Genomic DNA, 16,188 nt, shown 5'->3' with positions numbered 1-16,188 from the left:
ATTATTTGAAACTAACTTTTCCTCGTTTCATCACTAGCTATTCTGTCGTCATTATAAACGTCAGCACGATAATGTTCGTCATCGCCTTCAAGGATTTTAAGATAACTGTTGTAGCGAGTCCAAGCAATTTTATTGTTTTCTAAAGCGTTTTTAACGGCGCAGTGTGGTTCTTCTTTGTGCAAACAGTTGTTGAATTTGCATTGGTCTTTTAGCTTAAAGAATTCTGGAAAATAACCACTAATCTCGGCAGGTTGCATGTCTACAATTCCAAATCCTTTTATGCCTGGTGTGTCGATTATCTTGGCATCAAATGATAAATCATACATTTCGGCAAAAGTGGTGGTGTGTTGCCCTTGCTTACTTTGCTCAGAAATGGTTTTGGTTTTTAAATCTAACTTGGGTTCTAAAGCATTTACTAAAGTTGATTTCCCTACACCCGAATGACCCGAAAACATACTAACCTTCTGCTTCATCATTTCTTTCAGTTGGTCTAGTCCTTTTTTTTCTGTTGAGGATATTTTCAAGCATTTATATCCAATTTCAGAATAGATATATTGCAGGTATAATTGCTCATCAATCATTGCCTCATCATAAGTATCGATTTTATTAAAAATCAAAACCGCTTCAATGCCATAAGCTTCGGCAGTAACTAGAAATCTATCAATAAAACTAGTCGTTGTTGGCGGATTATTGATGGTTATCAAAAGAAAAACAATATCAATATTGGAGGCAATAATATGTGTTTGTTTGGAAAGATTTACTGATTTTCGAACGATATAATTCTTTCTGTCGTGAATGTTGTTGATTTGTCCAACAGTTTCATCAGTGGTTTTATCCAATTCAAAATCTACTACATCGCCAACCGCAATTGGATTGGTACTTTTGATGCCTTTCATTCGGAATTTACCTTTGATACGGCATTCAAAAAACTCGTTGTCATTGGTTTTTACCGTATAAAAACTTCCTGTAGATTTATAAACTGTTCCTGTCAAAGTGAATTACGAATTACGAATTATGAATTACGATTTTGACAAAGGTAGAAAATTGTAGTTGCAATTTGTTTTAAAGTTTTTGGTAAAAAAAAAGGGCAATCTTTTGATTACCCTTCTTTGTATTATTTGATGTTTAATTTTTCTAAATGCAAACGAATTTGTTTCAGTTTTTTATTGTATTCTAGCAACAGTACATTACCTACTTTGGCAGGAAACACTCTAAAATCTACATCTTTTTCTTTTAGATATATTTTATCTTCGCTCAGCTGTCCGTCGTCATAAATTATAGTCTTAAACGCATTTTTGTTTTTCTCTCCTTTTATTCGTTCATAATCAACAAAACAAGCATAAAATCTATCATTGCCTTTGTCTAATTGGGTGTATTCATAGTCAAACGCTCCATATGCTTTCAGCGCATGTGCATTCAATTGTGGACTTCCAAAATCAGACAAACTTGGCGCTCTTGAAATGCTTTTGTCAAATTCTTTTATTTCTATTAATTTAAACTCTTTGTCAAATTTGAAAACTACAGCATCAGTAATCGAAATTTGTGTTGTAGCAGATTGACCACGAGATAAAACTGCCATGGCAATTCCGCCAGCACTTGCTGTTTTTTTATAAAACTCACCAATTGCAAAATATTCGTTTGATGCTGTTCTAACTACGTTATGGAAAAAAATATATCCTTTATCGCTGATATAATTTTTGCTGACTTTCGCAATTTTTGCCACGTCAACATCCCAACTGATAAAACTTTCTTTGATTGTTTTACCGTTCATGTCAACTAATTCCATAAACAATCCTTGACTTTTATCATCCACTATATTGTCGCCTTCTTTGAAATATTCGCCTACCAAAGCTATATTACCATCTTTTTCTAAAAAAGCATTTGTTATTAATCGTGGTTTTGATGCTTTTGAATATTCTCTGTCAAACAATAATTTTCCAGTAGTAATATCAATTACTTTTGTTCGTAATGTTAATTTTCTTGATAAAGCACCAGGTCTTGATGTTTCGAGTGCAACCAAAACTTTTTCGTTCACCTCGATTGGATTTATCATCAAAATTTCTTTTGACTCGTCAGGCGAATTGTATTCCCAACTTTTGCCACCATCGGTTGGATAATATTTTAAAGAGTAGCCAATTTTTTTATTGTCTTCAAATTTATTATATACAAAACCTTTGTTATCAACGGGAAACAAAACGTTAAAGTCATTGGTTTGTTGCTGCATCAACTGCATATATTGCATTTCCTTTTTTTCTAACGGAATAGTGATGGTTGGTTTTTGATTTACTTATTTATCAAAAGTAAGAAGCTCAATTTTTTTATCAGCATAGTTAACCATGGCAAACATCATAGCTTGATTATTAAAACCCGATTTCATCAAAAATGTATTTTTATTATTGATGTATGATTTTTTGGCAACTTCGTTCAGGTTTTTATCCAAAATTTGGATAGAATATTCTCTATCGCCTTTTTTTAGTTTATCTACTTCATAGAAAAAATAGTAACCATCTACATCTTTATTTTTATCTAAAATGCTGCCCGAATTTCTCAAAGAGAAACTGTTTACACCACTAACTTTGGCTTCTTGTGCAAAAGATAGAAATGAAGTTAATAGCAATAATCCAGCTAGTTTTGTTTTCATAAATTAATTGTTTTTGTTGTTTAAATTGGTAAAAAAATCTAAAATTGATTTGAAATTATCATTGTTTTTCATGGCTTGCTCATGTTGTAAGCAAAAATTAAAACCTATTTTTTTTATGTTTTTTAATTCGATATTATTTAAAAATAATTTTACTTGATTTAAGTTTTCTTCTTCGGAAAAAGGACTTAATTGCGAAACATATTTTCCAAAACTATGATTAGATTTGAGTTCATAGACCGCTTTTAAAAGTGATCCAATTACTAACGAATATGTCTTTTGGTCAACGACATTGTTGTTATATAATACTAACGTCTTGTAAAGTGCAAAATCAATTCGGTTTTCATCTAAAAAATTTGATATAGATAAAAGTGCAACAAGTTTTTTAATTTCACTTAATTTTTGACCAGATGCTTTACTATCTATGTCTTTACCCTGAATTAATTTACCTAACATTTCGATTCGAAATGGCATATCAGGATGCGTTTTAAGAGAATCTTTATTTAACAAATAGTCATCCACTTTAGAATTAATATCGAACAAAGTTTCTTCCTTTAACAACCATGCTTCTTTAAATGGATAGTTGTCAAAATTAAAATGATTTTTTATTTTTGAATCTTCATTAAAAACGATATCATCAGATAAGTTTAGATTTTGTAGCGCTTGTACACTTGCTTTTTTATTGAATTTAGTATTTTTGAACATTAGATAACCTAACGAGTCGGCTTGAATCTCAGCGGTTCGACCTCGCCTTAAAAAATTGTAATTGAGTTTTTCCATCATTTCAGAATAGGCTTTTCTTCTACCATATTCTTGTCGTCTCAATTGGCTAAATTTTTTCTTATTTTCCTTTGAGTTTATTGTTGTTAAATAATTTAGTAAACTTTTGTCGTTATGTTCCAACATATAATGAGCAATTTCGTGACAAAGAATGAAAGCTAACTCATCATCAGAATTAACAAAATTAAATAATCCTAAATTAACCGTAAAAATTCCGTTTCCGTAACAAGCTGCATTTGGTATAGGAGATTTATCTATAAAAAAGTAAAAATCATTTTTATCTATATTTCTATTACTCACATAGATTTCATTCAAAATTGATGTTAAATAATTTGAAATTTGCTTATTAAAAATAAACGAACTATCATTCAAATTTTTTATAAACTCTGTCTTTCTCTCAAGAATAATTTTTTTGATATCTTCTTTGGTTTTTGGCGCTAATTTTTTTATTTTCTTTTCAGAAATATCAGCCACATATTTGACTAAAGAATCTTTGTTTGAAGGTGAGTAATCAAGTTTTAAAATTTGTGAATGGCCAATAGATGTTAGATAAAAAAAAAGAATACAACAAAAAAATCTCATAAATTTTATCTTCTATTTGGTGAATATTTTTCAATATTACTGTTTTATTTAAGTATTTACAAATTATTTACAATCTTTTCCTGATGACTAATACTTTCTTGATGAATGGCTTTAAAAAATTGAATAATAAATTCTTCACTCAATCCTTTTTGACTGCCGTCATTGACCATTTTATCTAAAATATCGTTCCATCGTTTATTTTGTAAAACAGCTACATTTTTCTCTTTTTTCAAAGCACCAATATCTTCGGCTACTTTCATTCTTTTACCAATAATATCAAGCAATTTGGCATCGAAATCGTCTATCTTTTCTCTTAATTTTGACAGTCTGTTTTGGTAATCGTCAGCATCATCGGTTTCTTTTCTGATGGTTAAATCAAAGAAGATTTGCTTTAGTCTATCGGGAGTAATTTGCTGTGCCGCATCGCTCCACGCATTATCTGGATCGATATGAGTTTCGATAATCATTCCATCATAATTCAAGTCCAAAGCTTCTTGTGTCACCTGAAAAATCATATCGCGATTTCCCGTAATGTGTGAAGGGTCAATAATGAGCGGAATATCAGGGAAACGATTCTGAAAATCTATAGCGATTTGCCATTCAGGATTGTTCCTGTATTTGGTTTTTTCATAGGTTGAAAATCCTCTGTGAATTACTCCAAGTTTTTTTATATTGGCTTTATACAATCGTTCCACTCCACCAATCCACAGCGCTAAGTCAGGATTTACCGGATTTTTTACTAACACTATTTTATCTGTATTTTGCAAAGCATCTGCAATTTCTTGTACTGCAAATGGATTTACAGTAGTTCGTGCGCCAATCCAAAGTACATCAATATCATGTTCGAGCGCCAGTTTTACATGTGCTGCTGTTGCCACTTCTGTAGCCATTAATAATCCGGTTTCGGCTTTGGCTTTTTGTAACCATTTTAAACCAATTTCTCCAACACCTTCAAATCCTCCAGGACGTGTTCGCGGTTTCCAAATTCCTGCGCGAAAAATAGATACATCCGAGTTTTTCAACTCATGAGCAATTTTCAAAACTTGGTCTTCTGTTTCTGCACTACATGGTCCGGCAATTACTAACGGATGTGACAATTTAAAATCGTCTAACCATTTTCTGTTTTCTATTGTGATATTCATAGCTAGTTATAATTTGTAAAGTTATTTTTTTTAATCTAAAATCTATTGATGGCTTCTTGTATTTTTTCTTCGGTAACACATAATGAAAACCGAATAAATCCTTCTCCATTACTGCCAAATATGGTTCCTGGTGTAATGAAAATATGTTTATCAAGTAACACTTGATCAATATATTTTTCTGATGAAGAAATTCCCTCAGGTAATTTCGCCCAAACAAATAATCCCACTGATTTTTTATCAAAAGTGCAATTCATTTTTTTGGCTAATTCAAAAATTAAATCTCTTCTTTTCGTATAGATTTGATTTTGACTTTCAAACCAATTTTTTCCCAATTGTAACGCTGCAATGGCTCCTTTTTGAATGCCATAGAACATTCCTGAATCCATATTGCTTTTTACTTTTAAAATAGCGTCAAGTAGTGTTTTATTCCCTAAAACCATGCCTACACGCCAACCTGCCATGTTAAATGTTTTTGAAAGTGAATTCAATTCTAATGCAACATCCATTGCGCCTTTTACTTGAAAAATAGAAATGGGGTTGTCGTTTAAAACAAAACTATAGGGATTGTCGTTTATTATAAGAATTTGATGTTTTTTACCAAATGCCACTAATTTTTCAAAAAAAGCCAATGTTCCATTAACTCCCGTTGGCATATGAGGATAGGAAACCCACATCAATTTTACCTTTGACAAGTCTAGCTTTTCTAGTGCTTCAAAATCAGGAAACCAATTATTTTCGTGGCATAAATCGTAATATATTGCATTGGCTTGTACTAATTCTGTTACCGAAGCATAGGTTGGATATCCTGGATTAGGTATTAAAACGGAATCGCCTTCGTTTAAAAAAGCCAACGAAATATGCATAATTCCTTCTTTTGAACCCATTAAAGGCAAAACTTCGGAATTGAAATTTAAAGCAACTCCGAAATGGGTTGCATAAAAATCGGCCATCCCTTTTCTGAGCTCTAGCAAACCTTGATAACTTTGATATTCGTGTGCTTTATCATCAAACATCGCTTGCTGAATTGCTTCAATTACTGCATTATCTGGAGCTAAATCTGGACTTCCAATTCCCATATTGATAATTGGTTTTCCGTCAGCAATTAATTGTCGAACTTCTTTCAATTTTCGCGAGAAATAGTATTCTTCGACGGTTTCTAATCGTTTTGCTATTGTTATCATTCTTTTATTTTTTTAACCACATAGAAACATAGATTCCATTTTCTAATAAAGACGCTTCGCTTGATTTGAGTTTTCATAGCTATGTGAAACAAAGTTTCTATAAAATCTTTTCAAATATTGCTTTCTATGTATCTATGTGTTTATTTTTTTCCGTTTTTATATTCGCCCAACACTTTAAAATGGGTTGTCATGAGTTCTAAAATCTTTATTGCTTTTTCAAAATGTTTGTACTTTTCAAAAACTACATCCACAAAAAACGAATATTGAAATGGGGTTTCAATTATCGGCATCGACTGTATTTTGGTTAAGTTTAGTTTGCAGTTATTCATCACATTTAAAACAGTTGCCAAACTACCTGCAGTATCATCCAATTCAAATTTAACAGAAGCTTTATCAATACTTTCTTTTGGCCACTCTTTGTTTTTAGTTTTTACAATCACAAATCGCGTTTTGTTACTTTGAATGGTGTGAATTCCCGAGGCTAGAATTTCTAAATCATATAATCGTGCCGCGATTGGTGCTGCAACGGCACCAATTCCAGTGAGCTTATTTTCTTGAATTCGCCTGGCGGTTTCTGCTGTGTCGCCACTTTCTACCAATTTTATATGTGGATATTGATGAAAAAAAACGGCACATTGTAACAAAGCGATAGGATGAGAATGTACTTCTTTGATATCTTCTATTTTTTGTCCTTTGAGTACCATTAAGTTCATGTGGATGTCCAGATAATGCTCTCCAATAATGTGCAAATTATTTCTATCAATCAAAGCGTAATTTGGAATTATTGAACCCGCGATAGAATTCTCCAAAGCCATCACCCCTTTTTGTGATTGATTACTTACTAAACTTTGCACTAAATCGTTAAAAGACATGCATTCGTCTAATTCATGTTCTTGTTCAAAATATTCCTGCGCCACTTGATGGTGAAAAGAACCTTTAATTCCTTGTATTGCGATTTTTGTTTCCATTTGTATATAGAAATTTGAGATTCTGAACTATCCCGAAGCTTCGGGACAGAATAAAAAAAATCCCGATTTTCATCGGGACTGTATGTTTTGTTACTAAAATTTTATTTATGACAACTACACAACAATCCCGTTTCTTTTCCAGAAGAAATAAAAAGAGTTGTTATAATAAGTAGCATTTCGTAGCATTTCTTTGTTTTGATTTTGGCTAAAATAAAAAAATTAAACTTACACGATGTCGAAATTGTGAAAAAAATTTACGGTAACGTTTTCGTTATTCCATAAACAAGGTTTTCTTTATTATACTTTGATTAATTATTACATTTGCTTCAAATCATTTACTATGTCAATAGAAGTTCAAAATATTTCGAAAAGTTATGGTGCTCAAAAAGCGCTTGACCAAGTTTCTTTTTCGATTAAAAAAGGAGAAATCGTTGGTTTTCTTGGGCCAAATGGTGCGGGAAAATCAACGTTGATGAAAATTTTGACTACGTTTATAAACGCCGATGAAGGAACTGCTGTTGTGAATGGAAACGATGTCAATAGCTCACAATTACAAGTACAACAATCAGTAGGTTATCTTCCAGAGCATAATCCGTTGTACCTTGATTTGTATGTTAGAGAATATTTAGCCTTCAATGCTGATGTCTACAAAGTGGCAAAATCTCGCATTGAGGAAGTAATTCAACTCACTGGTTTAACACCCGAAAGTCATAAAAAAATTGGACAACTATCGAAAGGTTTTCGACAAAGAGTTGGGCTAGCCACTGCACTTTTGCACAATCCAGATGTTTTGATTTTAGATGAACCTACCACCGGTTTAGACCCGAATCAATTAGTAGAAATTAGAAACGTGATCAAGAATGTGGGCAAAGACAAAACCGTTTTTCTTTCTACTCATATTATGCAAGAAGTTGAAGCCATTTGTGACCGCGTAATTATTATAAACGATGGTAAAATTGTTACAGACAAAAAGTTAGAAAAATTAGTATCCGAAGAAAAAGAACAAATCATCGAAGTAGAATTTGACAAAACTATTGACGAAAACTTGCTCGCAACAATAGAAGCAATTGTTTCATACGAAAACACAGCAAATAATATCTGGCTACTTACTTTTCGCACCGATGAAGATATGCGACCAAAGGTGTTTGATTTTGCTCATGAAAACGGACTTAAAACACTGCAAATTAGTTTAAAAAATAAAAATCTAGAACAAATTTTTAGGGAGAAAACGAAGAAGTAGTGTTCAGTGATCAGTTTTTAGTGTTCAGCTTATTATTCTCTATAAACCGAATAGTGCAAACTAAACTCACGGATAAATAACTCTTCCTTGATACAGCTCTTCAACATCTACAACTGGTGGTACATTTTTTAAGATGATGTTTCCAGTACTTACCATTTTCCCTGTGATACTTTCTGTTGGCTTGACAATCATGTCATTCGAACCACGGTGAAAGACTTTTATGTTTTTTGCTTGTAAATTTTCTCCTAATAATCGTCCGTTACCGTCATAAAAATTAGCCAATAATTCATTGGTCAACCCCGAAATATAAAAACGAGAAACGTTATTGTTTTCAATCACTGTTTGACTATTATTCACTTCAATAAAAAAGTCATTAGTTCCTGCGCCTTCTTCTAAATCCATTGCAATCAAACGTAAAATGGGATAAGTCAAAATACCATTCGAGCTGATTTTTCTTTCGGTTCTAGAATGAATTTCAAGAAATTCTACCGTTGGTGTGGTCACGAATATTTTTGTTTGTCCAAACTCTCTCACCCAGTTACAAGTGGTATTGTCACGCAGAATTAATTCATTATTGATAACCTCAACAGATATATCATCAATCAAATTTTCACCCGTTGTAACTTGAACTTTAAATTCGTTACCCTGCCTAATTTGCATCTCAATTCCTTTATGAACATAGATAGCATTGAAAGAAGCAACTTCAAAATCTTTTGTAATACTAGCACCTGTAGACTCAATACAATCGCTAGGTTTTGAACACGATACAAAAAGTATGATACTAATTATTATGGAGAAACCGTTTTTCATTTGACATCTTTTATATTCTAATACCCATTACAAATTCCATAGCTTCTGCTAAAAAAATATGGGTCTTGATTGATAAACCAGTATAAATATTTTTTGTTATATAGTATTTCATTCCCAATCTATCATAAACAGGAATGTCAAATTTATAAGGTTGATAAACGTAATATCCTATTTGGAATTCTAAGGAAATTCTATTGATAAACAACTCATAACCAGTAAAAATCCCGATTCGTCTGTAGTCGGTATTTGGATCTAGATTTTGCTGTGGATAAGCTACTGATTGGTATTTTATAAAATCTTTATAAAAATTTGAAAAGAAAACTTCGGTTCCGAGTTGAATAGCTCCTTTTCTGTTCAAACGTTTGTCGGCATAGAAACTTAAATGAAAAAAAGGATGTTGTCCGCTGTCAATAATAGAACTTTCATTAATACCGCTTCGCAAAACAAAATTATAGCGAATAGGTTCTTTGAATTTCAAATCAACTGGAATAGTATCTACTGTTCTTGGTTTGTTTTCGTTTAGGTTATAATTCAAGCCTAGATTTATGCTGTAAGTATTGATACCACTATTTGGCGCTTCAATTCTTCCGTTTGAAAAATGAGTAAAGATTATTCCAGCTTGAATACCAACTCTATCTATAATATTCTCTTTTTTATAAGATAAAACAAAATCAGTATTTGCTAATATTTCAGAGCCAAAAGCGCTATTCTTACTATTGTTTACTCTGTCTTGCGGATTTGTGGCAAGCGCAATACCTTGAGCTATTTTAAATTGCAATCTTCTTTTCCAGAAATAGAAATTATAAAAAGCACCAACGGCATAGGTCTTTCCTAAAATGTCATTTTTAAAATCTTGGTACATAAAATACCCACCATAATCAGGGTAATTATATACTTTTTGCCATTCTTGATCGCCATGGGTTTGTTTTGAAAAACTAACCATCACGCCATCAGGATGACCTGTAATCAAATGGTTTAAATCATCTGTGTGAGGCAAAATGTTTCCCCTAAAATAGTTGATGTCAATTCCATTCGTTTCCTTTTTTTCTTGAGAAAAAATAGCAGTTGAGATAAAGAATAATAAAAAAAGGAAGTAAAAGTTTTTCATTCAAATGTTTAAGACGCACAAATATAGCAGAAAAATTGAGAGCAGCTATTTTTTAAAAAAACCAATATTAGCTCTCTAATGCAACGTTAAAACAAATCATTTTATAACCAATAGTTTAGAAAAATTAATCAGTTTTCTTTCAACTGCAATAATGGTCCAGCTTTTACACCATACTTTTTTGACTTGATTAGTACTTTAATTTCTTCTCTAATTTCATCTACTCTGCCATTCATAGCTCCAAATTTTCCGGTGTAAACTATTTTCCGATTTTCGTCAATGATTAAAGTTGTTGGATAAAATCGAATATTAAATCGTTCGGTTATATGTTTACTATCGGGAATGATTGTATAGTCAAATTTTATACGTTCTAAAAAACGCTCTACTTTATCTTTTGGATCATAGGTTACGCCAAACCATTCGATGTCTTCCGTTTCAAACTCTGCTTTGAGGGTATTCAAATCGGGCATTTCTTTGATACATGAACCACAATTTATGAACCAAAAATCAATAACAATTATTTTATCTTTTAGCGTTTCAAGAGTATGCACTTTGCCTTTTATATCTTTTAAGGTCAACTCGTTAAGAGCAGATTTTTTGAGTTTTTTACGATTTTTTTCATCAGCTTTGATATAGTTATTGAAATCTCTATTGGTTTCTCTTACTTCTGCTTTGTCACGTTTGTACAATACATAACTAAAGGTATTGCTAATCGTATCGCGATACAATTTTGTGTTATATCGATACCCTTCTTTTGATTTAAAAACAGAGTCAGAATATTTTTGATTGAACGTAGTTCCGTCTTCTAAAAACCATTTCGTTGTTTTTTGAATACTGTCTATCTTGGCGGGAAAACTATTCAAATAATCAATATACTCTTTTTGCTGAATTTTCTTAGTAGAATTGCTTAAAAATGGATAAGTCTGGGCTGATAACATTACGTTCGACACCAAAAAAATTAGTAGCAAAATCTTATTCATTTGAAATGCTTTTGAACTACGAACGATAAAAATCATGAATTATTGTTTCTTTAAAAAACCTGTTGTGCTATTGCTTTGATATTTTCGGCCTTTCCCATTGAATAATAATGCAAAACAGGAATTCCCGCAGCTACCAATTCTTTACTTTGTTGTGCACACCATTCAATCCCAATTTCTTTCACCGCATCATTATCTTTCGCTTTTACCACTGCCATGATTAAATCATCTGGTAATTCTAATGAAAATCGATGCGGAATTAAATTCAGTTGTTTCTTAGTTGCAATGGGTTTTAAACCAGGAATAATTGGAACTGTAATTCCGGCAGCACGAACTTTTGCTACATAATCAAAGAACTTTTTATTGTCAAAAAACATTTGGGTAATAACATAATCAGCGCCATTTTTTATTTTTTGTTTCAAAAAATGAATGTCACTGTCTAAACTTGGTGCTTCCATATGTTTCTCAGGATAACCTGTGACACCAATACAAAAATTAGTACATGCTGAATTTTGCAAATCTTCGTCAAGATAAATACCGTTATTCAAATTATTGATTTGCAAAACCAAATCGGTAGCATATTCGTTTCCGTCTTTCTCAGGTTTAAAATAGGTTTCATTTTTTAGCGCATCGCCTCGCATCGCGACAACGTTGTCAATTCCTAAAAAATCCAAATCTATCAGGAGATTTTCTGTATCTTCTCTTGTGAAACCGCCACATAAAATATGAGGAATGGCATCAACAGAATATTTATTTTGAATTCCCGCACAAATTCCTACTGTTCCCGGACGTTTTTTTACAATTTTCTTTTGTAACAAACCGTTTGGTAATTCTTTAAATTCATATTCCTCTCGATGATAGGTGACGTCAATAAACGGTGGATTAAATTCCATCAACGGGTCAATACTATCAAAAATAGACTGAATATTTTGTCCTTTTAAAGGTGGTAAAATTTCAAAAGAAAATAGTGGTTTTCCTTGAGCGTTTTCTATGTGTTGAGTTACTTTCATAATTTTTAGTTGTCTATTGTCCGTTATCTGTTATCTGTTTCCAAAATAGCTGAAAACTGAAAACTGAGAACTGACGACTGTTTTTAATCTGCTATATTCGGCGAAAGCCATTTACTTGCCATTTCAGTAGAAATTCCTCTACGTTTGGCATAATCAATTACTTGATCTTCTTTTATTTTTCCAAGTCCGAAGTACTTACTTTGCGGATTGGCAAAATAATATCCCGAAACCGACGATGCTGGCCACATTGCCATACTTTCGGTTAATTTCACTCCTATTTCTTGTTCTACATTTAATAATTTCCAAATGGTTGGTTTCTCTAAATGGTCTGGACAAGCTGGATAACCTGGCGCAGGACGAATTCCAATATATTCTTCTGAAATTAAATCTTGATTAGATAAATTTTCATCCGATGCATAACCCCAAATTTCTTTCCGCACTTTCAAATGCAAATATTCAGCAAAGGCTTCCGCAAATCGATCTCCGAGTGCTTTAATTAATATCGAATTATAGTCGTCTAGTTGGTTTTCAAATTCGGCTGCTTTTTCATCTACTCCAAATCCTGTTGTAACACAAAAACATCCTATGTAATCTTGCTTCCCACTATCTTTTGGCACAATAAAATCAGACAATGCAATGTTTGGTGCGCCAGCTGTCTTTTGAGATTGTTGTCTTAAGGTTAGAAGTTGGAATTTAGAAGTTGGAAGTTGCACTTCTATATCATCATCATTAACTGTATTTGCTGGAAAAATTCCGAGAATTCCTTTGGCAGTCAACCATTTTTCCGAAACAATTTGTTGTAACATTTCTTGTGCATCGGCAAATAAATTGGTTGCTTGTTCGCCTACAATTTCATCTGTTAGAATCGCAGGATACTTTCCGTACAATTCCCATGAATTAAAAAACGGTGTCCAATCGATGAAATCAACCAATTCAGAAAGTTCCACCTCAACGGTTTTTGTTCCGATAAAATTGGGTTTAACTGGTGTGAAATTATCCCAATCCAATTTTAACTTATTCTTTCTAGCTTCTTCGATCGAAAGGAAATTTTTATCGCGACTTCTATTCAAATAACCATCACGCAACTTGTCGTATTCCTCACGAATGGTTTTTACGTAACCTTCTTTGGTTTCGGCTTGAAGCAAATTACTTGCTACAGTTACTGCACGCGAAGCGTCGTTTACGTGAACGACAGTTTCCTTATATTCTGGTGCAATTTTTACGGCTGTATGTGCTCGCGAAGTGGTTGCACCACCAATCATAATAGGAATTTTGATATTTAATTTGTCTAATTCTTTGGCCAAATAAACCATTTCGTCAAGCGAAGGTGTAATCAATCCGCTTAATCCAATAATATCTACATTGTGTTCGATAGCAGTTTGAATGATTTTTTCTGGCGGAACCATAACTCCTAAATCAATGATTTCAAAATTATTACAACCCAAAACAACCGCCACTATATTTTTACCAATATCATGTACATCGCCTTTTACCGTTGCCATCAATACTTTTCCTGCTGATGATGATTTACCTGTTTTTTGTGCTTCTATAAAAGGTAAAAGATACGCCACTGCTTTTTTCATCACACGAGCTGATTTTACCACTTGAGGCAAAAACATTTTTCCGCTTCCGAATAAATCACCTACGACGTTCATTCCTGCCATCAGATTTACTTCAATAACTTCTATAGCTTTCGCCGAATTTACTCTCGCTTCTTCAACATCAATTTCGATAAATTCGTCTATTCCTTTAACTAATGAATGTGTCAGTCGTTCCTGAACAGATCCATTTCGCCATTCTTGAACTGCTTTTTCATTGGTTTTAAAATCACCTTTAAAACTCTCGGCTAAATCTAACAATCGTTCCGTCGCATCTTCTCTTCTATTCAACAACACATCTTCAACATGTTCTAATAATGTCTTGTCAATTTCGTCGTAAATCTCAAGCATTTCTGGATTTACAATTCCCATAGTCATTCCATTTTTAATGGCATGATACAAAAATGCCGAATGCATGGCTTCGCGCACTTTATCGTTTCCACGAAATGAAAACGAAACGTTACTAACGCCACCAGAAACGCCAGCATAAGGGAGATTTTCTCTAATCCATTTGGTTGCTCTGAAAAAATCTAAAGCGTTTAACTTGTGCTCTTCCATTCCAGTTGCCACGGGAAAAATATTGGGGTCAAAAATGATGTCTTCGGCTGGAAAATGGACTTGATTTACTAAAATATCATAACTTCTTTTGCAAATTTCAATTCGTCTTTCGTAGTTATCGGCCTGACCATTTTCATCAAAAGCCATTACGATTACTGCTGCGCCATATCGTTTTATCAACTTGGCGTGATGAATGAAAGCGGCTGCACCTTCTTTTAAAGAAATAGAATTCACCACACCTTTTCCTTGCACAACCTGCAATCCTGCTTCAATAATTTCCCATTTGGAACTATCAATCATTACTGGAACACGAGCAATATCGGGTTCGGCTGCAATTAGATTAAGGAATTTTGTCATGGCATACACACCATCAAGCATTCCTTCATCCATGTTAACATCGATGATTTGTGCGCCACCTTCAACTTGTTGACGGGCAATATCAAGTGCTTCTTCGTACTTCTCTTCTTTGATTAATCGAAGAAATTTACGCGAACCGGTAACATTGGTACGTTCGCCAACGTTAATAAAATTAGTTTCAGGCGTTACTACTAAAGGTTCTAATCCCGAAAGTTTTAAATATTTTTTTGTTGCTTCCGCCATTATATCGTTTCTAAAATTTGTCTTGGTTTAAAATCCTTCGCTACATCAGCGATTGCTTTTATATGTTCTGGTGTTGTGCCACAACAACCACCAATAATGTTGACTAAATTATCTTGTAAATATTCTTTAATTAACGCTTGCATTTCTTCTGGAGTTTGGTCATATTGTCCGAAAGCATTTGGCAAACCAGCATTTGGATGTGCTGAAATATTAAGTTGTGTATTCATGGCTAATCGACTTAAATACGGTTTTAATTGGTCAGCACCAAGGGCACAATTAAATCCAATACTCAACAAGGGAATGTGTGAAATAGAAATCAAAAAAGCTTCGACAGTTTGCCCTGAAAGTGTTCTTCCTGATGCATCGGTAATTGTTCCCGAAACCATAACTGGAATGTCTAGATTTCGTTCTTCTTTTACTTCTTCGATAGCGAAAAGTGCAGCTTTGGCATTTAGTGTATCAAAAATGGTTTCTACTAAAAGCACATCGCAACCACCATCAATTAACGCTTCGACTTGCTGTTTGTAGGCAATGCGTAAATCGTCAAAAGTAACGGCACGATAACCTGGATCATTAACATTAGGACTCATAGACGCTGTTCTATTTGTTGGTCCGATAGAACCTGCAACAAATCGCGGCTTATCTGTGAATTCGTCAGCAACTTCTCTTGCAATTTTAGCCGATTGATAATTCAATTCATAGACTAAATCTTCCAAATGATAATCTGCCATTCCGATAGTTGTTCCCGAAAAAGTATTGGTTTCCACAATATCAGCTCCAGCTTGAAAGTATAGTCGGTGTACTTGTTTAACCGATTCGGGTTGTGTGATGGAAAGCAAATCGTTGTTTCCTTTTAATGGATGTGGAAAAGCTGCGAAACGCTCGCCACGAAAATCTTCTTCTGAAAAGTTATTGCGTTGTAACATTGTTCCCATTGCTCCGTCGAGCACGAGAATTCGATTTTTTATGGCTTCTTGAATTTTTGACATATAAATAGTG

The 16,188-nt window shown here is 33.2% G+C and carries 12 protein-coding genes and 1 pseudogene; 1 reads left to right on the top strand and 12 read right to left on the bottom strand.

The genetic code is table 11. From position 1 onward, the window contains the following. Positions 1–11: 11 nt before the first annotated feature. The 6 genes and pseudogenes from rsgA to WFZ85_RS09510 all read right to left on the bottom strand — a co-directional run bounded on the left by rsgA (position 12) and on the right by WFZ85_RS09510 (position 7,291). On the bottom strand, positions 12–992 hold the full coding sequence (gene rsgA / locus WFZ85_RS09535) for a ribosome small subunit-dependent GTPase A (RefSeq protein WP_342696063.1): 981 nt from the start codon (positions 990–992) through the stop codon (positions 12–14). A gap of 122 nt (positions 993–1,114) precedes the next feature. Further along, positions 1,115–2,641, bottom strand: a pseudogene (locus WFZ85_RS09530) (DUF6770 family protein). A gap of 3 nt (positions 2,642–2,644) precedes the next feature. Continuing rightward, the gene (locus tag WFZ85_RS09525) at positions 2,645–4,000 is read right to left on the bottom strand and encodes a M48 family metallopeptidase (RefSeq protein ID WP_342696062.1); all 1,356 of its coding nucleotides are present in this window, start codon (positions 3,998–4,000) and stop codon (positions 2,645–2,647) included. A gap of 56 nt (positions 4,001–4,056) precedes the next feature. Further along, entirely contained in the window at positions 4,057–5,142 is a 1,086-nt protein-coding gene (locus WFZ85_RS09520) for a bifunctional 3-deoxy-7-phosphoheptulonate synthase/chorismate mutase type II (protein WP_342696061.1), read from the bottom strand. 35 nt (positions 5,143–5,177) lie between these two features. Continuing rightward, positions 5,178–6,323 (bottom strand): pyridoxal phosphate-dependent aminotransferase, encoded by a 1,146-nt coding sequence (locus tag WFZ85_RS09515; RefSeq protein WP_342696060.1) that lies wholly within the window; start codon positions 6,321–6,323, stop codon positions 5,178–5,180. A gap of 140 nt (positions 6,324–6,463) precedes the next feature. Further along, entirely contained in the window at positions 6,464–7,291 is an 828-nt protein-coding gene (locus WFZ85_RS09510) for a prephenate dehydratase (protein WP_342696059.1), read from the bottom strand. Positions 7,292–7,631: 340 nt separating this feature from the next. On the opposite strand from WFZ85_RS09510, the gene gldA reads away from it, so the two are divergent. Next, the gene (gene gldA / locus WFZ85_RS09505; protein ID WP_342696058.1) at positions 7,632–8,531 is read left to right on the top strand and encodes a gliding motility-associated ABC transporter ATP-binding subunit GldA; all 900 of its coding nucleotides are present in this window, start codon (positions 7,632–7,634) and stop codon (positions 8,529–8,531) included. Positions 8,532–8,597: 66 nt separating this feature from the next. On the opposite strand, the gene WFZ85_RS09500 is transcribed toward gldA, so the two are convergent. The 6 genes from WFZ85_RS09500 to WFZ85_RS09475 all read right to left on the bottom strand — a co-directional run bounded on the left by WFZ85_RS09500 (position 8,598) and on the right by WFZ85_RS09475 (position 16,178). Further along, positions 8,598–9,341, bottom strand: a complete 744-nt coding sequence (locus WFZ85_RS09500; RefSeq protein WP_342696057.1) for a head GIN domain-containing protein — start codon at positions 9,339–9,341, stop codon at positions 8,598–8,600. 10 nt (positions 9,342–9,351) lie between these two features. Next, positions 9,352–10,449, bottom strand: a complete 1,098-nt coding sequence (locus WFZ85_RS09495; protein WP_342696056.1) for an acyloxyacyl hydrolase — start codon at positions 10,447–10,449, stop codon at positions 9,352–9,354. 128 nt (positions 10,450–10,577) lie between these two features. Further along, complete coding sequence (locus tag WFZ85_RS09490) at positions 10,578–11,426, bottom strand: peroxiredoxin family protein (RefSeq protein ID WP_342696055.1); 849 nt, start codon at positions 11,424–11,426, stop codon at positions 10,578–10,580. 50 nt (positions 11,427–11,476) lie between these two features. Next, entirely contained in the window at positions 11,477–12,433 is a 957-nt protein-coding gene (gene metF / locus WFZ85_RS09485) for a methylenetetrahydrofolate reductase [NAD(P)H] (protein WP_342696054.1), read from the bottom strand. Positions 12,434–12,516: 83 nt separating this feature from the next. Further along, on the bottom strand, positions 12,517–15,189 hold the full coding sequence (metH, locus tag WFZ85_RS09480; protein WP_342696053.1) for a methionine synthase: 2,673 nt from the start codon (positions 15,187–15,189) through the stop codon (positions 12,517–12,519). After that, entirely contained in the window at positions 15,189–16,178 is a 990-nt protein-coding gene (locus WFZ85_RS09475) for a homocysteine S-methyltransferase family protein (RefSeq protein WP_342696052.1), read from the bottom strand. The genes metH and WFZ85_RS09475 overlap by 1 nt, the downstream gene beginning before the upstream one ends. Between the last annotated feature and the right edge of the window lie 10 nt (positions 16,179–16,188).

The organism is Flavobacterium aureirubrum, assembly GCF_038739835.1.
GTDB lineage: Bacteria > Bacteroidota > Bacteroidia > Flavobacteriales > Flavobacteriaceae > Flavobacterium > Flavobacterium aureirubrum.
The sequence above is the reverse complement of the archived record's forward strand: the minus strand, read 5'-3'. Positions and strand labels throughout refer to the sequence as shown.

Bases quoted from the DNA above. Each gene is read 5' to 3' on its own strand.
- WFZ85_RS09525 (WP_342696062.1), bottom strand. From the start codon at position 4,000: ATGAGATTTTTTTGTTGTATTCTTTTTTTTTATCTAACATCTATTGGC.
- WFZ85_RS09520 (WP_342696061.1), bottom strand. From the start codon at position 5,142: ATGAATATCACAATAGAAAACAGAAAATGGTTAGACGATTTTAAATTG.
- WFZ85_RS09515 (WP_342696060.1), bottom strand. From the start codon at position 6,323: ATGATAACAATAGCAAAACGATTAGAAACCGTCGAAGAATACTATTTC.
- WFZ85_RS09510 (WP_342696059.1), bottom strand. From the start codon at position 7,291: ATGGAAACAAAAATCGCAATACAAGGAATTAAAGGTTCTTTTCACCAT.
- gldA (WP_342696058.1), top strand. From the start codon at position 7,632: ATGTCAATAGAAGTTCAAAATATTTCGAAAAGTTATGGTGCTCAAAAA.
- WFZ85_RS09500 (WP_342696057.1), bottom strand. From the start codon at position 9,341: ATGAAAAACGGTTTCTCCATAATAATTAGTATCATACTTTTTGTATCG.
- WFZ85_RS09495 (WP_342696056.1), bottom strand. From the start codon at position 10,449: ATGAAAAACTTTTACTTCCTTTTTTTATTATTCTTTATCTCAACTGCT.
- WFZ85_RS09490 (WP_342696055.1), bottom strand. From the start codon at position 11,426: ATGAATAAGATTTTGCTACTAATTTTTTTGGTGTCGAACGTAATGTTA.
- metF (WP_342696054.1), bottom strand. From the start codon at position 12,433: ATGAAAGTAACTCAACACATAGAAAACGCTCAAGGAAAACCACTATTT.
- metH (WP_342696053.1), bottom strand. From the start codon at position 15,189: ATGGCGGAAGCAACAAAAAAATATTTAAAACTTTCGGGATTAGAACCT.
- WFZ85_RS09475 (WP_342696052.1), bottom strand. From the start codon at position 16,178: ATGTCAAAAATTCAAGAAGCCATAAAAAATCGAATTCTCGTGCTCGAC.